18 protein-coding genes are annotated in these 22896 nt (G+C 69.7%); 10 read left to right on the forward strand and 8 right to left on the reverse strand.

The window, feature by feature from the left end; genetic code table 11:
- Positions 1-54: 54 nt before the first annotated feature.
- Together AC5Y4T_RS13655 and AC5Y4T_RS13660 are read left to right on the forward strand one after the other, a co-directional pair.
- Positions 55-3348, forward strand: a complete 3294-nt coding sequence (locus AC5Y4T_RS13655; protein WP_499953691.1) for an error-prone DNA polymerase — start codon at positions 55-57, stop codon at positions 3346-3348.
- Positions 3349-3446: 98 nt separating this feature from the next.
- Positions 3447-4091 (forward strand): nitroreductase family protein, encoded by a 645-nt coding sequence (locus AC5Y4T_RS13660; RefSeq protein ID WP_499953769.1) that lies wholly within the window; start codon positions 3447-3449, stop codon positions 4089-4091.
- Here AC5Y4T_RS13660 and AC5Y4T_RS13665 read toward each other — a convergent pair whose 3' ends face one another.
- Complete coding sequence (locus AC5Y4T_RS13665; protein ID WP_499920513.1) at positions 4092-4556, reverse strand: tRNA (cytidine(34)-2'-O)-methyltransferase; 465 nt, start codon at positions 4554-4556, stop codon at positions 4092-4094.
- Between the two features lie 17 nt (positions 4557-4573).
- Between AC5Y4T_RS13665 and AC5Y4T_RS13670 the strand changes: the two genes are divergently transcribed.
- From AC5Y4T_RS13670 to AC5Y4T_RS13690, 5 genes are all read left to right on the forward strand, one after another.
- Positions 4574-5179 carry a class I SAM-dependent methyltransferase gene (locus AC5Y4T_RS13670; RefSeq protein ID WP_499920511.1) on the forward strand — a complete coding sequence of 202 codons (606 nt, stop codon included), beginning with the start codon at positions 4574-4576 and terminating at the stop codon, positions 5177-5179.
- A gap of 248 nt (positions 5180-5427) precedes the next feature.
- Entirely contained in the window at positions 5428-8241 is a 2814-nt protein-coding gene (locus AC5Y4T_RS13675) for a sensor histidine kinase (RefSeq protein ID WP_499920509.1), read from the forward strand.
- Positions 8238-8645, forward strand: coding sequence for a serine protease inhibitor (locus AC5Y4T_RS13680; RefSeq protein WP_065057133.1), 408 nt, complete (start codon positions 8238-8240; stop codon positions 8643-8645). Before AC5Y4T_RS13675 ends, AC5Y4T_RS13680 begins: the two co-directional genes overlap by 4 nt.
- Before the next feature lie 6 nt (positions 8646-8651).
- Complete coding sequence (locus AC5Y4T_RS13685) at positions 8652-9026, forward strand: DUF742 domain-containing protein (protein ID WP_499920507.1); 375 nt, start codon at positions 8652-8654, stop codon at positions 9024-9026.
- Positions 9007-9594: a GTP-binding protein gene (locus AC5Y4T_RS13690; RefSeq protein WP_499920505.1), complete on the forward strand. Its 588-nt coding sequence runs from the start codon at positions 9007-9009 to the stop codon at positions 9592-9594. Before AC5Y4T_RS13685 ends, AC5Y4T_RS13690 begins: the two co-directional genes overlap by 20 nt.
- A 30-nt stretch (positions 9595-9624) precedes the next feature.
- Here the strand turns inward: AC5Y4T_RS13690 and AC5Y4T_RS13695 are convergent, their stop codons facing one another.
- Genes AC5Y4T_RS13695 through AC5Y4T_RS13705 form a run of 3 tightly spaced genes read right to left on the reverse strand, consistent with a single transcriptional unit; the run spans position 9625 to position 16116 of the window.
- The gene (locus AC5Y4T_RS13695; RefSeq protein WP_499920503.1) at positions 9625-12198 is read right to left on the reverse strand and encodes an ATP-binding cassette domain-containing protein; all 2574 of its coding nucleotides are present in this window, start codon (positions 12196-12198) and stop codon (positions 9625-9627) included.
- A 36-nt stretch (positions 12199-12234) separates the two neighbouring features.
- A complete protein-coding gene (locus tag AC5Y4T_RS13700; RefSeq protein ID WP_499920501.1) occupies positions 12235-14880 on the reverse strand; it encodes an ATP-binding cassette domain-containing protein in 2646 nt (881 codons plus the stop codon).
- A 30-nt stretch (positions 14881-14910) separates the two neighbouring features.
- Positions 14911-16116, reverse strand: a complete 1206-nt coding sequence (locus tag AC5Y4T_RS13705) for an NADH:flavin oxidoreductase (RefSeq protein ID WP_499920500.1) — start codon at positions 16114-16116, stop codon at positions 14911-14913.
- 82 nt (positions 16117-16198) lie between these two features.
- Between AC5Y4T_RS13705 and AC5Y4T_RS13710 the strand changes: the two genes are divergently transcribed.
- Positions 16199-17044: a bifunctional methylenetetrahydrofolate dehydrogenase/methenyltetrahydrofolate cyclohydrolase gene (locus AC5Y4T_RS13710; protein WP_499920498.1), complete on the forward strand. Its 846-nt coding sequence runs from the start codon at positions 16199-16201 to the stop codon at positions 17042-17044.
- Positions 17041-17322: a DUF3017 domain-containing protein gene (locus tag AC5Y4T_RS13715; RefSeq protein WP_499953696.1), complete on the forward strand. Its 282-nt coding sequence runs from the start codon at positions 17041-17043 to the stop codon at positions 17320-17322. The genes AC5Y4T_RS13710 and AC5Y4T_RS13715 overlap by 4 nt, the downstream gene beginning before the upstream one ends.
- Here AC5Y4T_RS13715 and AC5Y4T_RS13720 read toward each other — a convergent pair.
- Positions 17319-17888: a DUF732 domain-containing protein gene (locus tag AC5Y4T_RS13720; protein WP_499953700.1), complete on the reverse strand. Its 570-nt coding sequence runs from the start codon at positions 17886-17888 to the stop codon at positions 17319-17321. The two genes, AC5Y4T_RS13715 and AC5Y4T_RS13720, sit on opposite strands and share 4 nt — an antisense overlap.
- A gap of 325 nt (positions 17889-18213) precedes the next feature.
- Between AC5Y4T_RS13720 and AC5Y4T_RS13725 the strand changes: the two genes are divergently transcribed.
- Complete coding sequence (locus AC5Y4T_RS13725; RefSeq protein ID WP_499953702.1) at positions 18214-19578, forward strand: HNH endonuclease signature motif containing protein; 1365 nt, start codon at positions 18214-18216, stop codon at positions 19576-19578.
- A gap of 6 nt (positions 19579-19584) precedes the next feature.
- On the opposite strand, the gene AC5Y4T_RS13730 is transcribed toward AC5Y4T_RS13725, so the two are convergent.
- Genes AC5Y4T_RS13730 through AC5Y4T_RS13740 form a run of 3 tightly spaced genes read right to left on the reverse strand, consistent with a single transcriptional unit; the run spans position 19585 to position 22837 of the window.
- Positions 19585-20319: a class I SAM-dependent methyltransferase gene (locus AC5Y4T_RS13730; RefSeq protein ID WP_499920762.1), complete on the reverse strand. Its 735-nt coding sequence runs from the start codon at positions 20317-20319 to the stop codon at positions 19585-19587.
- Positions 20320-20324: 5 nt separating this feature from the next.
- Positions 20325-21455 (reverse strand): homoserine O-acetyltransferase MetX, encoded by a 1131-nt coding sequence (gene metX / locus AC5Y4T_RS13735; protein WP_499920491.1) that lies wholly within the window; start codon positions 21453-21455, stop codon positions 20325-20327.
- An 11-nt stretch (positions 21456-21466) separates the two neighbouring features.
- Positions 21467-22837 carry a bifunctional o-acetylhomoserine/o-acetylserine sulfhydrylase gene (locus AC5Y4T_RS13740; RefSeq protein WP_499920490.1) on the reverse strand — a complete coding sequence of 457 codons (1371 nt, stop codon included), beginning with the start codon at positions 22835-22837 and terminating at the stop codon, positions 21467-21469.
- Positions 22838-22896 lie beyond the last annotated feature (59 nt).

Genomic DNA, 22896 nt, shown 5'->3' on the forward strand with positions numbered 1-22896 from the left:
TCCTCAACCCTTCCAGGACTCGGTAATCGAACATACTTTCGATATACTCGCGGCGTGGGCTGGTTCAACGGACCGCCGAGCTGGGCGGAAATGGAGCGAGTGCTCGACAGCAAGCCGCGCCATGCCGGGGAGTCGGCGGGCCCGGAATCCGACGGCCCGCTGTCGCGCAGGCGCGCGACGTATCAGCCGCCGGATGACGGCCGGGCGTCCCGCTCGTCCGTCGCTTATGCCGAGCTGCATGCGCATTCGGCGTACAGCTTCCTGGACGGGGCCAGCACACCCGAGGAGCTTGTCGAGGAGGCGGCCCGGCTTGACCTGCGCGCCCTGGCGCTCACCGACCACGACGGCCTGTACGGGGCGGTGCGGTTCGCCGAAGCGGCGGCCGAGCTCGACATGCGCACCGTGTTCGGCGCCGAACTGTCGCTGGGCCCGGGCGCCCGCACCGAGCAGCCGGACCCGCCCGGCCCGCACCTGCTGGTGCTGGCCCGCGGCGCCGAGGGTTACCGGCGGTTGTCGCGGCAACTGGCCGCGGCCCATCTGGCCGGCGGCGAGAAGGGCAAGCCCCGTTACGATTTCGACGCGCTGACCGAGGCAGCAGGCGGCCACTGGCACATCCTGACGGGCTGTCGCAAAGGGCATGTCCGCCAAGCGCTTTCCGAGGGCGGCCCATCGGCGGCGGAGCGGGCGCTGGCCGACCTGGTGGACCGGTTCGGGGCTCACCGGGTCAGCGTCGAGCTGACTCATCACGGTCAACCGCTCGACGACGAACGCAACGCGGCGCTGGCCGCGCTGGCCCCGCGCTTCGGTGTCGGCGTCGTCGCCACCACCGGCGCGCATTTCGCGGGGCCGTCGCGACGCCGGCTGGCCATGGCGATGGGCGCCATCCGGGCGCGGGAATCCCTGGATTCGGCCGCCGGGTGGCTGGCCCCGCTGGGTGGTTCGAACCTGCGCTCCGGTGAGGAGATGGCCCGGCTGTTCGCGCATGTGCCCTTTGGGGGCCCTGACCCGGTGACCGCGGCCGCCGAGCTGGGCGAGCAGTGCGCGTTCGGGCTGGCGCTCATCGCGCCGCAGCTGCCGCCGTTCGACGTGCCCGCCGGGCACACCGAGGACAGTTGGCTGCGGCAGCTGACCATGGCGGGGGCGCGCGACCGCTACGGGTCGGCCGAGCGCGCGCCGCGCGCATACGCCCAGATCGAACACGAACTCAAAGTCATTGCCCAGCTGACGTTTCCGGGCTATTTCCTGGTGGTGCACGACATCGCCCGGTTCTGCCGGGAGAACAACATCCTGTGCCAGGGCCGGGGATCGGCCGCCAACTCCGCGGTCTGTTACGCCCTCGGTGTCACCGCCGTCGACCCGGTGGCCAACGAGCTGCTGTTCGAGCGCTTTCTGTCGCCGGCCCGCGACGGGCCGCCCGACATCGACATGGACATCGAGTCCGATCAGCGCGAAAAGGTCATCCAGTACGTCTACGACAAGTACGGCCGCGACTACGCCGCCCAGGTCGCCAACGTCATCACCTACCGGGGAAAGATCGCGGTGCGCGATATGGCTCGCGCCCTTGGTTTTTCGCAGGGTCAGCAGGACGCGTGGAGCAAGCAGATCAGCCACTGGAACGGGTTGGCCGACTCACCCGATGTCGACGGCATCCCCGAACCGGTGGTCGACCTGGCCAACCAGATCCGGAACCTGCCGCGGCACATGGGCATTCATTCCGGCGGCATGGTGATCTGTGACCGCCCGATCGCCGACGTGTGCCCGGTGGAGTGGGCGCGCATGGAGAACCGCAGCGTCCTGCAGTGGGACAAAGACGACTGTGCGGCAATCGGTTTAGTGAAGTTCGACCTGCTCGGGTTGGGGATGCTCTCGGCGCTGCACTATGCCATCGACCTGGTGGCCGAGCACAAGGGGATCGAGGTGGACCTGGCCCGCCTCGACCTCTCCGAGCCTGCGGTGTACGAGATGCTGGCCCGCGCCGATTCGGTCGGCGTGTTCCAGGTGGAGTCGCGCGCGCAGATGGCCACGCTGCCGCGGCTGAAGCCGCGGGTGTTCTACGACCTGGTGGTGGAGGTCGCGCTGATCCGCCCCGGCCCTATTCAGGGCGGGTCGGTGCATCCCTACATCCGGCGGCGCAACGGGCAGGCCCCGGTGGTCTACGACCACCCGTCGATGGAGCCGGCCCTGCGAAAGACGCTGGGGGTGCCGCTCTTTCAGGAGCAGCTGATGCAGCTCGCGGTCGACTGCGCCGGCTTCTCGGCCGCCGAGGCCGATCAGCTGCGCCGGGCCATGGGGTCCAAGCGCTCGACCGAACGCATGCGACGGCTGCGCGGCCGGTTCTACGAGGGCATGCGCGAGTTGCACGGCGCCGCGGACGAGGTGATCGACCGCACCTACGAAAAGCTGGAGGCCTTCGCCAATTTCGGCTTTCCCGAAAGCCATGCGCTGAGCTTCGCGTCGCTGGTCTTCTACTCGTCGTGGTTCAAGCTGCACCACCCGGCGGCGTTCTGCGCGGCGCTGCTGCGCGCCCAGCCGATGGGGTTCTACTCGCCGCAATCGCTGGTGGCCGATGCGCGCCGGCACGGCGTGACGGTGCACGGCCCGGACGTCAACGCCAGCCTGGCGCACGCCACGTTGGAAAATGCCGGGCTGGAGGTGCGGCTGGGGCTGGGTGCGGTCCGCCATATCGGCGACGACCTGGCCGGGCAACTCGTCGAGGAGCGAAAGGCCAACGGCCCGTTCGCTTCTCTGCTGGACCTGACGACCCGGTTGCAGCTTTCGGTGCCACAGACCGAGGCGCTGGCGACGGCGGGGGCTTTTGCCTGCTTCGACATGTCTCGCCGCGAGGCGCTGTGGGCGGCCGGGGCCGCGGCCACCCAGCGGCCGGGTCGGCTGCCCGGCGTGGGATCGTCGTCGCACATCCCGGCGCTGCCCGGGATGAGCGAGCTGGAACTGGCCGCCGCCGACGTGTGGGCCACCGGTGTCTCCCCGGACAGTTATCCGACGCAGTTTCTGCGGGCCGATCTGGACGCGATGGGGGTGGTGCCGGCCGAGAAGCTGGGCTCGGTGCCCGACGGCGACCGGGTGCTGATCGCCGGCGCGGTCACCCATCGGCAGCGGCCCGGCACGGCGCAGGGGGTCACGTTCATCAACCTCGAGGACGAGACCGGGATGGTCAACGTGCTCTGCGCGCCGTGGGTTTGGGCACGGCATCGCAAGCTGGCGAACTCGGCACCGGCGCTGCTGGTGCGCGGTCAGGTCCAAAACGCCAGCGGCGCGATCACCGTCGTCGCCGAGCGGCTGGGCCGCATCACCCTGGCGGTCGGCTCGAAGTCCCGCGACTTCCGGTGACCGGCCCGCCGAGCGTGCACCCAGGGCGGAAAATTCGCCGAATCGTCGCCGTGAGTGCACGTTCGGCGGACGAGGCCGCCTATGTAGCCTCCAAACACATGACCCTCAACCTGTCCGTCGACGAAGTCCTCACCACCACCCGCTCGGTCCGCAAACGCCTCGACTTCGACAAGCCGGTCGGCCGCGACGTGCTGATGGAATGCCTGGAACTGGCGCTGCAGGCGCCGACCGGCTCCAATTCGCAGGGCTGGCAATGGGTGTTCGTCGAGGACGCGGACAAGAAGAAGGCGATCGCCGACGTCTACCTGAAGAACGCGCGGGCCTACCTCGCGTCGCCCGCTCCCGACTACGGCGAGGGGGACACCCGGGGGGAGCGTATGGACAAGGTCCGCGACTCCGCGACCTACCTCGCCGAGCACATGCACCAGGCGCCGGTGCTGATGATCCCCTGCATCTTCGGCCGAGAGGAGAAGCAGCCGCTGGGCGGCGTCTCGTTCTGGGCGTCGCTGTTTCCGGCGGTGTGGAGCTTCTGCTTGGCGCTGCGGTCTCGGGGATTAGGCTCCTGCTGGACGACGCTGCACCTGCTCGGTGGCGGTGAACAGCAGGTCGCGGACGTGCTCGGCATCCCGCACGACAAGTACAGCCAGGGCGGGCTGTTTCCCATCGCCTACACCAAGGGCACCGACTTCCGCCCGGCCAAGCGGCTGCACGCCGAACAGCTCACGCACTGGAATGCCTGGTGATCACACCGCGCCGGCGTAGCCGTGCTGCCGCCAGGCTTCGTAGACGGCGATCGCCGCGGCGTTGGACAGGTTCAGCGAGCGCCGGCCCGCCAGCATCGGGATGCGCACCTGCGCCGTGATGTGCGGGTCGGCCAGCGTCGCGGCGTCCAGCCCGGTGGGTTCGGGGCCGAACATCAGCACGTCGCCGGCCCGGTAGCGCACGTCGGCGAACGAGGTCGGCGCGTGCGAGGTGAACGCGAACACCCGCTGCGGTGACAGCGCCGCCCAGGCGGCAGCCAGCGACGCGTGCACGGTGACCGAGGCGAGGTCGTGGTAGTCCAGGCCCGCCCGGCGCAGCTTGGGTTCGGACAGGTCGAATCCCATCGGCTCGACCAGATGCAACTCGCAGCCCGTCGCCGCCACCGTCCGGATGGCGTTGCCGGTATTGGGCGGGATCCGCGGCGAGTGAAACATCAGCTTGAACACAACGGAATAATGGTCGCATGGTCGAGCCGAGCATCTGGATGCAGAAGGTCGCTGCCGATCCGGGGCATTCGCAGTGGTACATCGAGCGTTTCCGTGCCATGGCGCGCGCCGGCGACGACCTGGCCGGCGAGGCCCGCTTCGTGGACGCCATGGCGCCGCGCGCAGCGCGGATTCTCGACGCCGGCTGCGGTCCCGGGCGCCTGGGCGGGTATCTGGCCAAGGCCGGTCACGACGTGGTCGGTGTGGACGTGGACCCGGCGCTGATCGAGGCGGCCGAACAGGACTACCCCGGCCCGCGCTGGCTGGTCGGCGACCTCGCCGAGCTGGACCTGCCTGCGCGCGGCATCGCCGAACCTTTCGATGTCATCGTGTCCGCCGGCAACGTCATGACGTTCCTCGCCCCGAGCACCCGGGTCCAGGTGCTGAGCCGGCTGCGGGCCCACGTCGCCGGCGACGGCCGCGCGGCGATCGGCTTCGGCGCCTACCGCGAATACGAGTTCGCCGACTTTCTCAACGACGCGGCCGACGCCGGCTTCGCACCCGATCTGCTGCTGTCGACGTGGGACATGCGGCCGTTCACCGACGACTCCGATTTCCTCGTTGCGCTCCTTCGGCCCGCCTAGGCCGTCGCGCTCGGAGTGTTTGCCAGGGGCGGCCGCGCGGGTGCGGCGCCACCTTGGAGGGGCCTGTCTGCTCAGTAACGATTCTGGTGGCATGCGCCGCGGGCTGTCATACTCGTCGGATTGCCACACCTACACGCACACGCGTATTTGGCGCGGGGCGGGCCAAATAAAGCAGGAAGTTTCATGAGCCTCTCGTTTCCTTCAGCGCTCAGTGTCAGCGCAGCGGCCGCTCGCGCGGCCGCGATGACATGACCATGTTCACCCGCCCGGCAAACCCGGCCGAGGCGGAAGGCGTAGAGCCCGCACCCAACCGCGGCGCCGGGGCCGCGCCGGCCAAACGCCCGCCGACCTGGTCGTTGAGCAACTGGCCGGTGCGCTGGAAGGTGCTGGCGATCGTGCTGGTCCCGCTGGTGTTGGCGACGGTGTTCGGGGCGCTGCGCATTCACGGCGCGATGGCCAACGCCGCCGGCCTGCGGCTGGCGGCCAGCCGCGCCGACGTGGTGCCGGTGATCACCAAGTACATGTCGGCGCTCGACGTCGCGCTGGTGGCCAGTTCCACCGGACGCGACCTCGAGGGCGCCAAGAAGAACTACGAGGCGCGCAAGTACGAATTGCAGGCCAGGCTCGACGAGACCAACGTCAGCGCCGACGTCAGCTCAGGAATCAGCAACCTGCTCGACGGCGGTCAGATGCTGGTGAACAAGGCGGCCGACCCCAGCCTCGGTTTGCGGGAGCGGGTGACGCTCTACGCGCCGATCCTGTTGACGGCCGAAGACGTCATCAACGCCTCGGTCCGCGTCGACGACGAAAAGATCCGCGCCCAGGCGCAGGGCCTGAGCCGGGCCGTCGGCGCCCGCGGGCAGATGACGATGCAGAAAATCCTGATCACCCGCGGGGCCGAGCTTCCCGAGCCGCAGTTGCGGACGTCGATGATCACCCTGGCGGGCACCGAGCCGTCGACGCTGTTCGGCATGAGCGAAGTGCTCGGCGCCGGGTCGCCCGAGGCCAAGACGCTGCAACAGCAGATGGTGAGCCGGATGGCGATCATGTCCGATCCGGCCAGCGTGCTGGTCGACAACGCCGATCTGCTGCGGTCGATCCAGACCACCGACGACATCGCCGATCAGGTCATCAAGGATTCCACGGGGTCGGTGACCAGGTCGGTGCACGCCCAGGCCGCCGAGCGTCGCTCGGCCGCGATCACCGACGCCGTCCTGGTGCTGGCCGCCATCGTGATCGCGCTGGTGGTCGTGCTGCTGGTGGCGCGCGCGCTGGTGCGGCCGCTGCGCATCCTGCGCGACGGCGCCCTCAAAGTCGCCCACACCGACCTCGAAGAGGAGATCGCGAGCGTGAAAGCCGGTGGGGCCGAACCGGTTCCGAGCCCACTGCCGGTGTACACCACCGAGGAGATCGGCCAGGTCGCGCACGCGGTCGACGAGTTGCACACCCAGGCCCTGCTGCTGGCCGGCGACGAGGCGCGGTTGCGGCTGCTGGTCAACGACATGTTCGAGACCATGTCGCGGCGCAACCGCACGCTGGTGGACCAGCAGCTGGCGCTCATCGACCGGCTGGAGCGCAACGAGGAGAATCCCGATCGCCTCGACAGCCTCTTCCGGCTCGACCACCTGGCGGCGCGGCTGCGCCGCAACAGCGCCAACCTGCTGGTGCTGGCCGGCGCGCAGCTCGCCCGCGACCAGCGCGACCCCGTGCCGCTGGCCACTGTCATCAACGCCGCGGTGTCCGAGGTCGAGGATTACCGCCGCGTCGAACTCGCCGGGATGCCCGACTGTGCGCTGGTCGGCGCGGCCGCCGGTGGTGCCATCCATCTGTTCGCCGAGCTGATCGACAACGCCCTGCGCTACTCGCCGCCGACGACCTCGGCCCGGGTCTCGGCGTCGCGCGGCGGCGACGGGGGAGTCGTGGTGCGGATCGCCGACGCCGGCCTGGGGATGAACGACGCCGACCGGCGCATGGCGAACATGCGACTGCAGGCCGGCGGCGATGTCAGCCCCGACAACGCCCGGCACATGGGTCTCTTCGTGGTCGGCCGGATCGCGGCCCGGCACGGCATTCGGGTGGGGCTGCGCGGCCCCGCGGCCAACGAATCGGGGTCGGGCACCACCGCCGAGATCTACCTGCCGCCGACGGTGCTCGCCGGCCTGGCGGTCGCCGAGGCGGCGCCGCCCCGCCACATCCGCGCGGTCTCCTCGCCGAGCGCAAAGCCGGCCGGAGCGAACGCCGCCCCGACGGATGACACCGGGCGGGACGACGGCCCGCAGGAGCCGGCGGCGCGCACCGCCCCGGACGCGTCCGGGCCGTCGGTCACCTTGCTGCCGCGCCGCAACCCGGGTTCCAGCGGCATCACCGAAGTTCCCGCCCCGCCCGCCGAACCGCAGCCCGGCCGCCAACGTCGCGAGCTGGCGACCCCCTGGTGGGAGAAGACGCCGAAACCGACGCCCACGCCGGCTCCCGAGCCGGAACCCAAGCCGGCGCCGGTGCAGCCGGCCCGGGCCGCGTCGGACACCTCGGCGTTCTTCTCCGCCCGCTCCCGCGAGGCCGACAGTCGTACGGAGTCCCGGCCATACCAGCCGGCGCGACCGGACCCGGTCTCGTCCATCCCGTCGGCCCCGAAGGCCCAGGCGAGTCCCGCCGACGACGACGTCATCTACCGGCGGATGCTGTCGGAGATGCTGGGCGACCCACACGACCTGGTCAACAGCCCCGACCTGGATTGGCAGTCCGTCTGGGACCGCGGCTGGACGCTGGCGGCCGCGGCCGACGAGAAACCCGTCGAGGCGCACACCACCGACCACGGCCTGCCGGTGCGCACGCCGGGCGCCCGGCTGGTGCCCGGGAACGCCAACGGCGCCGAACAAGACGAGCCGGCCGAGCCCGACGAGGGCGTGAACGGCCGGTCGCACCGGGAGCCGCAGCACGCGGCCACCGGTCCCTTCGCCCGGGACCCCGAGGCGGTTCGCGCCTCGTTCAGCAGCCATTTCGGTGGCGTACGCACCGGACGCTCGCACGCCCGTGAGACCGACCAAGGATCCGACCAACGATGACGTCATCGGACAACTCCCTGGACTGGCTGGTGACCAGGTTCGCCCGCGAGGTCCCCGGCGTCGCGCACGCGCTGCTGGTATCCGTCGACGGGCTGCCCATCGCCGCCAGCGAGCATCTCCCGCGGGAACGCGCCGACCAGCTCGCGGCCGTGGCCTCCGGGCTGGCCAGCCTGGCCACCGGCGCCGCGCAGCTGTTCGAAGGCGGGCAAGTGCTGCAGTCGGTGGTCGAAATGCAGAACGGCTACCTGCTGCTGATGCGCGTCGGGGACGGCTCGCACCTGGCGACGCTCGCGGTGGCGTCGTGCGACATCGGTCAGATCGGCTACGAGATGGCGGTCCTGGTCGAGCGGGTGGGCGGCGTCGTCCAGTCGACCCGCCGGTCGGCCGTGCAGCAGCACTCGTGAGCCCCGATGGATAGTTCGGAGACCTGGCCGGCGCACCGCAAGGGGAACCTGGTCCGTCCGTACACCTTGACGTCGGGGCGCACCGACACCAACGTCGACCTTCCCCTCGAGGCGCCGATCGAATCGCTGCAGCCCGGGCTGGCGCACCGGTGGCCGCCCAACGACCCGCGAGGCAGAATCATCCAACTGTGCGTCGACAGCCCGTCGGTCGCCGAAATCTCGGCCCGGCTGGATCTTCCGCTGGGTGTCGCGCGCGTCTTGGTCGGCGATCTGGTGCTGTCCGGCTACGTTCGAGTGCACAAGACGTTGTCGGAGCGTTCGACCAGAGATGAGCGCCACGAACTCATAGGGAGGACACTGCGTGGCTTACGCGCACTCTGAGGCGCAGCGCGATGCCGGCGCCCACGCGTCGACGAAGATCGTGATCGCCGGCGGATTCGGCGCCGGCAAGACCACCTTCGTCGGGGCCGTGTCGGAGATCATGCCGCTGCGCACCGAGGCGATGCTCACCGACGCCTCGACCGGCGTCGACGCGCTCGAGGCCACGCCCGACAAACGGACCACCACCGTCGCAATGGATTTCGGCCGCATCACGCTGGCCGAAGACCTGGTGCTCTATCTGTTCGGCACGCCGGGGCAGCGCCGCTTCTGGTTCATGTGGGACGACCTGGTGCGCGGCGCGATCGGCGCGGTGGTGCTGGTCGACTGCCGCCGCCTGCAGGACAGCTTCGCCGCCGTCGATTTCTTCGAGCACCGCAACCTGCCGTTCCTCGTCGCGGTCAACGAGTTCGACGGCGCTCCGCGCTACCCGGTCGCGGAAGTGCGCGAGGCGCTGACCCTGCCGACGCACATCCCGGTGATCACCGTCGACGCCAGGGACCGCCGGTCGGCGACCGACGCCCTGATCGCGGTCAGCGAATACGCCCTGGCCAGCCTGTCGGCCAATTGACCACGCGGCGCAGACCACGCGGCGCAGCGCTCAGCGGGTGAGCCGGATGCGCCAGCGCACCAGCGCGGCGTAACCGACGGTGAGCACCGCGAGCATGCCCATGTCGAACAGCCAGGCCGCCGCCGTGTGCTCGAAGTGGCTGTCCCGCGGGCTTTGCGGCCCGGGCGATACCGTCCACAGGTCTACCGTCGCCCCCTGCGCGGCGTAGCCCCACCGCGAGGGCGCCAGCCAGGACAGCTGGTCGAGGAAGATCCGGTCGGTGACCGGCACCATGCCGCCGCAGAGCACCATCTGCATCATCAGCGACACCACCAGCAGGGGCATGATCTGCTCGCCCGAGCGGGCCAGCGCCGAGAGCAGCAGACCCAGCATCGCCGCGGCCACACAGGTCGCCGCGACCCCGGTGAACAGCTCGAGAGTGGCATTACCGAGCAGCACCGCCGGGCGCGTCGGCGGCCCCTTGCCCAGCACCACGATGGCCGTGGCGATGGCCGCCTGAAGGACGGCGAACGTGCAGAACACCGCGACCTTGGCCAGCAGGTAGGCGGTGCTCGACAGGCCGACGGCCTGTTCGCGCCGGAAGATCGGCCGCTCGCCGATCAGGTCGCGGATGGTCAGCGCGGTGCCCATGAACACGGCCGCCATGGTGAGCAGCGTCAGGATCATCCCGGCTTCGCCTGCCGACTCGCTCACCGGATCGGCATAACCGAAACCGACGCTGCCGGGAACGGTCAGCGAGAGCGCGCCCATGACGAACGGCAGCACCGCCAGGAACAGGAAGTAGGCACGGTCCGAGACCACCAGCCGGACCTGGCGGCGGGCGATCGTGGAGAACTGGTGGCGCTTACTGGTGTGCGGGGGAACGCCCAGCTCGGCCGGCGCCTCGGTCTGGGTGGGCGGCGGGGGTCTGTTCTGGGCCAGGAAGCGGCGGTTGGCCTCGTCGGGGTCGGCGCCCACCTTGGCGAAGATGTGCGCCCAGTTGGTGGTCCCCATGGCCGCGCCGATCTGGCCGGGCGGGCCGAGGTACGCCGTCTTGCCGCCCGGCGCCATCAGCAGCACCTGGTCGCAGACGTCGAGGTAAGTCAGCGAGTGGGTGACTACCAGCACGACGCGGCCGGCGTCGGCGAGCTGTCGCAGCATGGTCATGACCTGCAGGTCCAGCGCCGGGTCCAGGCCGGAGGTCGGTTCGTCCAGTATCAGCAGCGACGGCCCTGTCAGCAGTTCGAGCGCCACCGAGGCGCGTTTGCGCTGGCCCCCGGAGAGCTTGTCGACCCGGGTGTCCGCGTGCTCGGTCAGGCCCAGCTCGTCGAGGACCTGGGCGACGACCTGCGCGCGATCGGCCTTGCTGGTGTCGGGCGGCAGGCGCAGCTCAGCGGCGTAGCCGAGCGCCTGGCTGACCGTGAGCTGGCGGTGCACGACGTCGTCCTGGGGAACCATCCCGATCCTGGTGCGCAGCGAGGCGTACTCGGAGTGGATATCGTGCCCCTCGAACGTCACCGAGCCCGACGACGGCGTGGCATACCCGGCGATCAGCCGCGACAGCGTGGTCTTGCCCGCGCCCGAACCGCCGATCAGCGCGGTCAGCGTGCCCGGCCGGGCGACCAGCGAGATCCGCTCGAGCAGGCTCTTGCCGCCGACGCCGAAGTTGACCTCGCGCACCTCCAGGCCGCCGGCTCGCGTCGCCGCCTCCTGGCGGCGCACCAACATGCCGTCGTGGAACACCAGGTCGACGTTGCCGATCGTCACCACGTCGCCGTCGGACAGCGCCGCCGACCCGACCTTGACGCCGTTGACGAAGGTGCCGTTGCTGCTGTTCGCGTCGCGGATCTCGGCGCCCGTCGGGGTGGGGTTCAAGAAGGCGTGATGGCGGGAGGCCAGCACGTCGTGCACGACGATGTCGTTGTTGAGCGCGCGCCCGATCCAGGCGGAGCGGCCGGCCGCCGGCCGGCGCTCGGATTCACCCCCCGGGACGCTGACCCAGGTGGTGGGGAACTCCCCGGCGTCGCTCCTGCCGGTGGGTGGGTTCGGTGCGGCGGGATGTGACCCGGACTGCAGTACGGCGCGGGTCGCGGCCTCCGGCGGGACGATCGGGACGGCCGGCCTGCGCTGTGTGTCTCGTCGTGGGAAGGGGCGCGACGGCGGCGAGGCGGGCGGTCGTGGCGGAGGCGTGGGCGGCCGGGCCGGCCCGGCCGCGGGTCGCGGGCCGGTGGGTTGTGCCCGCGGGCGCGCCGGGGCGCCGGGCTGGGCGGCGATGATCGGGATCGACTTCGTGGTCGGCGGGAGCAGGCCGACGTTGCCCATCCCCACTTCGAAGGTGATCCGCGGACCGTCGGGCTTGCCGATGTTGATCGTCTGGCCGTCGTGGATGTCGATGACCGGCACCCGCTGGCCGTCCAGGTAGACCCCGTTGAGCGAGTTGTTGTCGACCGCCAGCCACCGCCCCTGATCGAAGCGCAGCAGCACGTGCGCGCGGGCGATCAGCGGGTGCGCCATGCGCAGGTCGGCGCGCAGGTCGCTGCCCACCACCACGTCGCGGCCGGCGGCGAAACTTCCCTCGGAGCGGTCAGACCGAGCCGTCAGCACGGGCTGCTCAGGTCGAGTCATGCCATCCAGGTTGCAAGTCGCGGTTGGGACGCCGGCTTAGCGTTTCAGCCGGATATGCCAGCGGACGAAGCCGGTGTAACCGATCGACAGGGCCGCGAGCATGAACATGTCGAACACGAAGATGTGTTTCGAGTGCTGCCAGATCGGGTCGTTGGTCGGGATCTGCTTGACCTTCACCAGCGACGGGAAGTCGATCGAGGACGCTCCCGCCGCGTAGCCCCACCGGGCGGGCGTCAGCCACGCCATCTGCTCGAGCCCAACGCGCTGATACACCGGAATCATGCCGCTGGAGAACACCAGCTGCGACATGATCGACACCACCAGCAGCGGCATGATCTGCTCGTTGGATTGCGCCAGCGCCGAAAGCAGCAGCCCGAGCATGGCCGACGCAATGCAGGTGCCCGCCACGGTGACGAACAGCGAGAAGGTGGAGTTGCCGAAGAACTGGGGATGCGCCGTCGGCGCGCCCTTACCCAGCCGCACGATGATGGTCGCGATCGCCGCCTGGGCGGTCGCGAAGACGCAGAACACCGCGATCTTGGCCAGCAGATAGGCGGTCGTGGACAGGCCGACGGCCTGTTCGCGCCGGAAGATCGGCCGCTCGCCGATCAGGTCGCGGATGGTCAGCGCGGTGCCCATGAACACGGCGCCGATGTTCAACAGCACCATGATGTACTGCGGCTGCGTCGGCGCCGGCCCCATCGGGTCGGCCGGCCCGAGGCCCGGGTGCGGGCCCTTCACCGTCAGCGACAGCGCGCCGATGAGGAACGGCAGGACCGCCAGGAAGATCGTGTAACCGCGGTCGGAGACGACGAGGCGAACCTGGCGCCGGGCGATCGTGGACAGCTGCCGGAACAGGTTGGTCTGCGGTGGTTCGCCCAGGTCCGCCGGACTCTGCGGGGACGGTGGTTTCGACGACTGCTGGTTGCGCTCCTTGAACCGGCGGTTCGCCTCGTCCGGGTCCGCGCCCACCTTGGCGAAGATGTCGGCCCAGTTGCGCGTCCCCATGGCGGATTCCACCTGGTCGGGCGGCCCGCAGAACGCGGTCTTGCCACCCGGCGCGACTAGCAGGATCTGGTCGCACACGTCCAGATACGACACCGAGTGGGTCACCACCAGGACGGTGCGGCCCGCGTCGGCGAGCTGGCGCAGCATCAGCATCACCTGGCGGTCCAGCGCCGGGTCCAGGCCCGACGTCGGCTCGTCCAGCAGCAGCAGCGACGGCTGGGTGAGTAGCTCGAGGGCGACCGAGGCGCGCTTGCGCTGACCGCCGGAGAGCTTGTCGACCCGGGTGTCGGCGTGCTGGGTCATGTCGAGTTCCTCGAGCACCTGCGCGACGACGCGGGCCCGTTCCTCTTTGCTGGTGTCGGGCGGCAGGCGGAGTTCGGCCGCGTAGTTGAGGGCCTGGTTGACCGTGAGCTGGCGGTGCACGACGTCGTCCTGCGGGACCATGCCGATCCTGCTGCGCATGGACGCGTACTCGGTGTGGATGTCGTGGCCCTCGAAGGTCACATTGCCCGAGGTGGGGCTGGTGTAGCCGACGATCAGCCGCGACAGGGTGGTCTTGCCGGCGCCCGACCCGCCGATGATGGCGGTCAGCGTCCCGGGCCGGGCCGTCAGCGAGATGTGGTCCAGCAGCTGCTTGCCGTGGTCGACCGTGTAGCAGACGGAGTTGACCTCCAGCCCGCCGGTGCGGGTCGCCGCTTCGGTGCGCCGGACCAGGCTGTCGCCGGTGAACACCAGGTCGACGTTGCCGATGGTGACCACGTCGCCCTCGGTGAGCACCGCCGAACCGACCCGGACGCCGTTGACGAAGGTCCCGTTCACGCTGTGCGCGTCGCGGATCTCGGTGCCCAGCGGCGTCTGGATCAAGAAGGCGTGGTGGCGCGACGCCAGAACGTCCTGGATGACGATGTCGTTGTCGGTGGCCCGGCCGATGGTTTGCGACCCGGCGGGCTGCGCAGCCGAGTCCGAGCGCGACGGCAGCAGCGCCTGGAACATCTTGGTCGCCAGGTTCGCCACCTCGGGTGGCTTGGCGGAGGCGGGGGCCATGTGGGTCGGCGGGCTCCCCGAGCCCACGGCGGGCATCTGCGCGATGGGCGGGGCGTTGCGCGTCGGGGGCGGCGCAGCGGGCGGGCGTCCACCGCCGCCCCCGTACATGGTGTGACCCGGCGGGCCTTGCCGCGGCACGGGCGCGGGCTGCGGCCGCCGCGGCGGGGCCGCCCAATTGGGCGTGCGCCCGGGCGGCGGCGGAGGCGGTGGGGCGGCGGTGGGCGGCGCCGGTTGCCCCGGCCACGCCGCGGCCTGCGGCGGTGCCGCCGCCACCGGGATGTTCATCGATTCGGTGCGGGGCGGACGCCCGGCCATGCCCTGGTGGCGCCCGACGTCGAACGTCAGCAGCGGTCCGTCCGGGTTGCCGATGTTCAGGTTCTGGCCGTCGTGGATCTCGACCACCGGCACCCGTCGGCCGTTGACGAAAGTGCCGTTGAGCGAACCGTTGTCGATGGCCAGCCACTTGCCCTGATCGAAACGCAGCAGCAGATGGGCGCGCGAAATCAACGGGTGGGTGATACGCATGTCCGCTCGCAGATCGCGCCCGACTACTACATCGTGGCCCGCTGCGAAGGTGCGTTCCGATCCTTCGTGATGGACGGTTAGCGCTGGCGGGGCTGGTGCTGACATCGCCACAACTGTAGCTTGCAGCCCTGTGGTTTACCCGTGAGCGTCGGGCGCGCCGGTCACCACGCAGTGCGTTCGGGTGTAGATCGTGGGCATGCACCGGTTGCAGTGCGTGCACGCCGAATGCACCTGGTGCCGGGCGCCATCAGCGGCGATTCGATTGATCAGATCCGGCTCGGCCAACAGTGCCCTGGCCATCGCGACGAAATCGAATCCCTCCGCCATCGCCAGGTCCATCGTCTCCCGGTTGGTGATTCCGCCGAGCAGGATCAGCGGCATCTTCAACTCGTTGCGGAACAGCTTGGCGTCGCGCAATAGATAGGCCTCGCGGTAGGGGTATTCGCGCAGGAACTTCTTGCCCGTCATGCGCATGCCCCAGCGCAGCGGCGGTTTGAACGCGCCGGCGAACTCCTTGAGCGGCGCGTCGCCGCGGAACAGGTACATCGGGTTGACCAGCGAGCTGCCCGCGGTGAGTTCGATGGCGTCCAGCCCGCCGTCCTCCTCCAGCCACTTGGCCGTGGCCAGCGATTCCTCGGTGCTGATGCCGCCGCGAACGCCATCGGCCATGTTCAGTTTGGCGGTGACCGCGATGGGCGTGCCCTCCTTCTCCACCGCACGCCGAACGGCCATCACCATGCCGCGGGCGACCTTGGCCCGGTTCTGCAGCGACCCGCCGAACTCGTCGTCGCGCCGGTTGATCAGCGGGGACAGAAACGAACTCGCCAGGTAGTTGTGGCCCAGGTGGATTTCGACGGCGTCGAAGCCGGCCTCGATGGCCAGCCGCGCGGCGTTGGCGTGCCCTTCGATGACCTCGTCGATGTCCTCGCGGGTCGCCTTCTTGGCGAACCGCATCCCGATCGGGTTGAAGAACCGGACCGGCGCCAGGGCCTTCGCCTTGTTGGACTTGGCGTTGGCCACCGGGCCGGCGTGGCCGATCTGCGCGCTGACCGCGGCCCCCTCGGCGTGGATCGCGTCGGTGAGCCGCCGGAAGCCGGGGACGGCCTCCGGCCGCATCCAGATGCCGTTGCCCTCGGTGCGGCCGCCGGGGGAGACGGCGCAGTACGCGACGGTCGTCATGCCGACCCCACCCGCGGCAGGCAGCCGGTGGTACTCGATGAGGTCGTCGGTCACCAGCGCCTCGGGCGTGCGCGCCTCGAAGGTGGCGGACTTGATGGTGCGGTTGCGCAGCGTAATCGGACCGAGCTTCGCGGGGCTGAACACGTCCGGAGGGGTAGACATACCGGGAGCCTAATGGCGATCGCAAGCGCGGCGGAGCCGGGCGCGGCGGGTCGCCATCATCGAGGTCTGCCAGACTGTCACAGTGGGAGCAATCACGCTGGACGGCAAGGCCACCCGCGACGAGATCTTCGTCGACCTCAAGCAGCGCGTGACGGCATTGGCCGCATCGGGTCGCACCCCCGGGCTGGGCACCATCCTGGTGGGCGATGACCCCGGCTCGCAGGCGTACGTCCGGGGCAAGCACGCCGATTGCGCGAAGGTGGGCATCACCTCGATTCGCCGTGACCTGCCCGCCGACATCAGCACCGCGACGCTCAACGAGACCATCGACGAACTCAACGCCAACCCCGACTGCACCGGGTACATCGTGCAGTTGCCGCTGCCCAAGCATCTCGACGAGAACGCGGCGCTGGAGCGGGTCGACCCGGATAAGGACGCCGACGGCCTGCACCCGACCAACCTGGGCCGGCTGGTGCTCAACAACCCGGCCCCGCTGCCGTGCACCCCGCGCGGCATCGTGCACCTGTTGCGTCGCTACGACGTGGAGATCGCCGGGGCGCACGTGGTCGTCATCGGCCGCGGTGTCACCGTCGGGCGCCCGCTGGGGCTGCTGCTGACCCGCCGCTCCGAGAACGCCACGGTGACCTTGTGCCACACCAAGACTCGTGACCTGCCTGCGTTGACCAGGCAGGCCGACATCATCGTCGCGGCCGTGGGGGTGCCGCACATGGTGACCGACGACATGGTGCGTCCCGGCGCCGCGGTGCTCGACGTCGGCGTCAGCCGCGTGGACGGCAAGCTTGTCGGCGACGTGCATCCCGACGTGTGGGACGTGGCCGGCCACGTGTCGCCGAACCCGGGCGGCGTGGGTCCGCTGACCCGTGCGTTCCTGCTGACCAACGTCGTCGAGCTGGCCGAGCGGCAATGACCGCGCGCACCCTGCTGCGGGCCCAATGGCCAATTGTGTTGGTGGGCATGATCTTTGCGGTAGCGCTGGCCCTGGTCGGGGCCAGTTTCTGGCGTCGTGGTTCGCTGCTGATCGGTATCGGTGTGGCGGTGGCGGCGCTGTTGCGGCTGGTGTTGTCCGAGGACCGGGCCGGCCTTCTGGTGGTGCGCGGCAAGGGAATCGACTTCATCACCACCGCGACGGTCGGGGCGGCGATGCTCTACATCGCGTGGACCATCGACCCGCTGGGCACCCGCTAGAACCTCGGCAGCGCCGGAGCCTGCCCGGGTATCGCGGGCAGTTGGCCCGCCATTCCCGGGTATTGGCCTGGCAGTGCGGGTACCTGCCCGGGCAGGCCCGGGACCTGGCCGGCCATTCCCGGGGTTTGCCCTGGCATTCCCGGGATCTGGCCCGGCATTCCCGGCATTCCCGGCGGCATGGCGGCGGACAGGTTGCCGCTGGCGATGTTTGCCATCTCCTCGGGGCAGTACGTCTGGATCGCGATCTGGGTGAACATCCGCGCCATCATGGGCGACATGCCCCTACCGGCGACGCTGGACGCGGCCGCGGCGAAATTGCCACCCGGTTGCGAGAGCATCGGGCAGATCGATTCGCCGACGGACATCGCGTTTCCGGGCTCCCCGAAGTCGATGCCGGCGTGGTTGAGCGCGTCGATGAAGTCGTCACCGTTGCCCTCCGCTTCGGCCGGCGCCGCGAATGCCGAGGCCACGGTGAGCAGTCCGGCGGCAGCGGCCAGCAGGCGGATGGTGAAGGGCTGGCGACGAAAAAGCCAGACCCACTGATGAGTTCGTGCAAGTGCCTTCACGCCAGCCTCCCCGTCCGCCAATGGAGTGCGTCAGCGGCACTCGAACCACGTATGGAACTCTGAGCCATGACTGTCACGTTTGCGACACGGTGGGATAAAGGTTCGCACAATAAGCGTTTCATGAGGCCACGACACCCGCGACATCGGTTATTACCCAGCCCGATTGCGCAAGGCCGGGCGGTGAATCGACACCACACCGTGATCTGGACGCGGGCGGCTCGAACCTGTCGCCTGGGGGTTGACCGACAACGAAAGATCTTGCGCGAGTGTGAATCTATGGCGGCCGGTGGGGCGATTCTGCGGTGGGTGCGGCTAGTTTGACGGTGTGAGTTCAAGTGGTCAGCAGGATGTCGATGCGGTGTTCGACGCGCTCGATGCCGCCTGGGATCGAGCCTGCGCGCTGGACTACGAGGCGCTCAACCCGCAGCAACAGCTAATGGCGTTGCGGCGCTGCGAAAAGCAGCGCCGGCGCATCCCGGCCGTCGAGCATCCGCTGATCAATTCCCTTGCCCGCCAAGCACCGTCGGTAGACCTCGGCGGAACAGTGGTCCATGCCCTCGCCGAGGCGACACTGATCAGCCGTACCGAAGCCGCCCGGCGGGTCAAAGAGGCGCGCGATCTGGGCCCGCGACACGGCCTGACCGGCGAACCGCTGGGCCCGGTGCTGGCCGCGACCGCGGCCGCCCAACGCCAGGGCGAGCTAGGCGCGGGCCAGGTGGCAGTGATCCGAACGTTCTACCACCAGCTGCCCGGCTGGGTGGATTTCGCGGCGCGCGAGCAGGCCGAAGCTCAACTGGCCGAGTTCGGAACGCGGTTTTGCCCCGAACAACTCGCCGCCCTGGCGCGGGGACTGGCCGATGTGCTCAACCCCGATGGCACCTTCACCGACGAGGACCGCGCCCGCCGACGGGGGCTGACGCTGGGCAACCAGCAAACCGACGGCATGTCGGCGCTGCGCGGCTGGCTCACCCCCGAGGCGCGCGCCACGTTCGAAGCCGTCCTGGCGAAACTCGCCGCCCCGGGCATGTGCAACCCCCTCGACGACACTCCATGCGTCGACGGCGCACCCACCCAAGAGGCCATCGAGCACGACCCGCGCTCGGCCGCCCAGCGCAACCACGACGGGCTGCTGGCTGCCCTGCGCGCCGTGTTGGCCTCCGGAGAGTTGGGGCAGCACAACGGGTTACCGGCGTCCATCGTCGTGACCACGACGCTGGCCGAGCTGGAATTCGCCGCGGGGCGCGGCTTGACCGGTGGGGGCACCATCCTGCCGATGAGCGACGTGATCCGCCTGGCCCGCCACGCCCGCCACTATCTGGCGATCTTCGACAAGGGCAAGGCCCTGGCGCTCTATCACACCAAGCGCCTGGCCTCACCTGGGCAGCGAATCGTGTTGTACGCCAAGGACCGCGGCTGCTCGAACCCGGGCTGCACCGTGCCCGGCTACTACTGCGAAGTCCATCACGCCACCGACTACGCCAAGTGCCACGTGACCGACGTCAACGACCTCACCTTCGCCTGCGGCCCCCACCACCGGCTCCTCAAACCCGGTGGTTGGACCACCCGAAAACACCCGCGCGGAGACACCGAATGGATTCCACCGCCACATCTCGACCGAGACCAGCCGCGCACCAACACCTTCCACCACCCAGAGAAGCTGCTTCGCGACGGAGACGACGACGGGCCGTAGCGTTCGCTATCCCGCCAGCGTCGCGCGGGTGCACATGGTGACGTAGGGCAGCGCCAGGCCCGTCGAGTTCGCCAGCGCAGGATGGGTGGCCAGCAATTGGCGCACCTGGTCGAGCGTTTGGGTGCGGACCTCGGCCGGCGAGGTGATGCAGTAGCTGCGGGATGCGACAAGGTCGATCAATGCTTGCGGCGTAAGGTAACTCGTCCACTCGACCCGATGATGCGCCAGGTCGGTGAAGGGCTCCGGCAGCGTTACCTGGGTGCGGCCGCCGTCGCCGTCGCTGCCGATGATCTGCCCCAGTTCGCGCACCCAGCCGAGCCGTTCGTCGCGGGTGTTCCACACCAGACCCAGCCGGCCGCCGGGCCGCAGCACCCGCGCCACCTCCGGGATCGCGCGCTCGGGATCCACCCAATGCCAGGCCTGCGCCACCAGCACCACGTCAACGCTGTTGTCCTCCAACGGAATCTCTTCCGCGGTGCCCAGCAGCGCCCGGGTCTCCGGCAGCGAGGCGCGCAACACCTCCAGCATGTCCTGGATGGGGTCGACGGCCACCACGTCCAGGCCGCGCTCCACCAACCGTGTCGTCAGCTTCCCGGTGCCGGCACCCAAGTCGAGCACCCGGCGCGCCCCGACCGGCAACAGCCAGTCGATCGCCTCCGGGGGGTAGGAAGGGCGTCCCCGCTCATAGGCTGCGGCCGCCGAACCGAACGATAGGGAGCGGTCGTGGCGCGAGCGGGTCACGGTCGTCACGCGCCTTGCTCATCGGCCAATTTGAGGGTTTTCGCGATCAATTCGTTGACCGCGTCGGCTTCGATCAGGAATCCGTCGTGCCCGTAAATGGATTCGATGATGTCCAGTTCGGCGCAGCCCGGCAGCAGCTCGGCCAGCTCTTCCTGCAGACGCAGCGGGTAGAGCCGGTCACTGGTGATGCCGCCGACCACGACCGGTACGGGACACTCGCTCAGCGCTTTTCGCACTCCACCGCGGCCGCGGCCCACGTCATTGCTGCTCATCGAGTCCGACAACGCCACGTAGCTGCCGGCGTCAAAGCGATCGACCAGCTTTTCGCTCTGGTATTCCAGGTAGCTCTGTATTGCGTAGCGGCCGCCGTTCCCCGCATCCTCGCCACCCTGGCTGCCGTTGCCGAACCGGGTGTCGAGCTCCAGCTCGCCGCGGTAGGTCAGGTGGGCGAATTGCCGGGCGAGCGCCATTCCGGTGTCGGGTTTGCGCCCGGTGCCGTAATAGTCGCCGCCCTGCCAGTTCGGGTCGGTCTTGACCAGCGATATCTGCGTCCTCAGGTGGCCGATCAGGTCGGCGGTGCTGCGCGCGCCGACCGCTATCACCAGCCCGGCCCGAACCCGGTCGGGCTGGGCGACGATCCACTCCAAAGCCCTTGCCCCGCCCATGGATCCGCCGATGACGGCGGCAACCCGGTCGATGCCCAGCGCCGCCAGCGCGGCAACGTCCGCCGCAACTTGATCCTGCACGGTAATCTGCGGAAACCTTGAGCCCCATGGCTTTCCGTCCGGGGCAATCGAGCTCGGCCCGGTGGAGCCGCGGCAACCGCCCAGCACGTTGGTGACCACCGCGCACCAGCGATTGGTGTCGATCGGGGCACCCGGCGCGGCGACACCGTCCCACCAACCCGGCGTGGGATGTTCCGGCCCGGCGGGCCCGGTCAGGTGCGAATCGCCGGTGAGCGCGTGCAGCACCACCACGACGTTGTCGCGGTTGGGGGACAGCTCGCCCCAACGCTGGACGGCGATCTGGACATCGTCGATCACCGCGCCGTTCTCGGTGGTCAGCGACCCGATGCGCACCACGCCGATCTCGCCTTCGGCCGGCAGCGGCTGGGTCGCAGCGTCTGAGATCGTCATTGCCGGTCTCCTCAAAATGCCGCCACCGCTTGCGGATCGGTGCCCGAGGCCCCCGCGGTCGCACCGAATTTGGCCGCCGCGGCGAAGCCGAGCTCCAGGTCGGCCAGGATGTCGTCGATGCCCTCGATGCCCACCGCCAGGCGCACCAGACCGGGGCTGACCCCGGTGCTCAGCTGCTCCTGCGGGCTGAGCTGGGCGTGCGTCGTGGACGCCGGGTGGATCACCAGCGAGCGCACGTCGCCGATGTTGGCGACGTGGCTGTGCAGCTTCAGCGCGTTCACGAACGCTTTGCCCACCTCGACGCCGCCGTCCAGCTCGAAGGCCAGCACCGCGCCGGTTCCCTTGGGCGCCAGCTTCTTTGCCCGCTCATGCCAGGGCGAGCTGGGCAGGCCCGCATAGTTGACCGACACCACGCCATCATGGCCGGCCAGGTACTCGGCCACGCGCTGCGCGTTGGAAACGTGGCGCTCCATGCGCAGGCTCAGCGTCTCGATGCCCTGGGCGACCAGGAACGCGTTGAACGGCGAAGCGGCCGAACCGAGGTCGCGCAGCAGCTGCACACGCGCCTTGAGCGCGAAGGCCGGCGGGCCGAGTTCGGCGAACACCACGCCGTGGTAGCTCGGGTCGGGCGTGGTGAACCCCGGGAAGCGTCCCTGCGTCCAGTCGAAGGTGCCGCCGTCGACGATGACCCCGGCGATCGCCGAGCCGTGCCCGCCGAGGTACTTGGTGGCGGAGTGCACGACGATGTCGGCGCCGTGGGAGAACGGCTGGATCAGGTACGGCGTGGCGATGGTGTTGTCGACGATCAGCGGGACGCCGTTGGCGTGCGCGACCCCGGCGACCCCGGGAATGTCCAGCACATCGATCTTCGGGTTGGAGATGGTCTCGCCGAAGAAGGCCTTGGTGTTCGGCCGCACCGCGGCCTGCCACGAATCCAGGTCGTCGGGGTCCTCCACGAAGGTGACGTCGATGCCGAGCTTGGCCAGCGAATAGTGGAACAGGTTGTACGTCCCGCCATAGAGCCGCGGGCTCGAGACGATGTGATCGCCGGCACAGGCCAGGTTCAATATGGCGAAGGTCTCGGCGGCCTGCCCGGAGCTCAGGAACAGCGCCGCCACCCCGCCCTCGAGTGCGGCGACGCGCTGCTCGACGACATCGGTGGTCGGGTTGCCGATCCGGGTGTAGATGTTGCCCGGCACTTCCAGCCCGAACAGGGCGGCGGCGTGCGTGGTGTCGTCGAAGGTGTACGACGTGGTCTGGTAAATCGGCAGGGCGCGGGCGCTGGTGGCGCTGTCCGGCTGCTGGCCGGCGTGTACCTGCTTGGTGTCGAATGACCAATTCGCGGTCGGGTCGGTGTCGTGCTCGGCGTTGTCGGAGGTCACGGGGTTGCTTTCTGCTGGTAGGGAAATGTGCTCGGCGACGGCCGGGACGCCGGAATGGG

It is taken from the genome of Mycobacterium sp. NGS11 (assembly GCF_059813315.1).

What these genes read in the sequence shown, in the direction of transcription:
- AC5Y4T_RS13660 (WP_499953769.1), top strand. Translation starts at nt 3,447, where the DNA reads ATGACCCTCAACCTGTCCGTCGACGAAGTCCTCACCACCACCCGCTCG.
- AC5Y4T_RS13670 (WP_499920511.1), top strand. Translation starts at nt 4,574, where the DNA reads ATGGTCGAGCCGAGCATCTGGATGCAGAAGGTCGCTGCCGATCCGGGG.
- AC5Y4T_RS13675 (WP_499920509.1), top strand. Translation starts at nt 5,428, where the DNA reads ATGACCATGTTCACCCGCCCGGCAAACCCGGCCGAGGCGGAAGGCGTA.
- AC5Y4T_RS13680 (WP_065057133.1), top strand. Translation starts at nt 8,238, where the DNA reads ATGACGTCATCGGACAACTCCCTGGACTGGCTGGTGACCAGGTTCGCC.
- AC5Y4T_RS13685 (WP_499920507.1), top strand. Translation starts at nt 8,652, where the DNA reads ATGGATAGTTCGGAGACCTGGCCGGCGCACCGCAAGGGGAACCTGGTC.
- AC5Y4T_RS13695 (WP_499920503.1), bottom strand. Translation starts at nt 12,198, where the DNA reads ATGACTCGACCTGAGCAGCCCGTGCTGACGGCTCGGTCTGACCGCTCC.
- AC5Y4T_RS13700 (WP_499920501.1), bottom strand. Translation starts at nt 14,880, where the DNA reads ATGTCAGCACCAGCCCCGCCAGCGCTAACCGTCCATCACGAAGGATCG.
- AC5Y4T_RS13705 (WP_499920500.1), bottom strand. Translation starts at nt 16,116, where the DNA reads ATGTCTACCCCTCCGGACGTGTTCAGCCCCGCGAAGCTCGGTCCGATT.
- AC5Y4T_RS13715 (WP_499953696.1), top strand. Translation starts at nt 17,041, where the DNA reads ATGACCGCGCGCACCCTGCTGCGGGCCCAATGGCCAATTGTGTTGGTG.
- metX (WP_499920491.1), bottom strand. Translation starts at nt 21,455, where the DNA reads ATGACGATCTCAGACGCTGCGACCCAGCCGCTGCCGGCCGAAGGCGAG.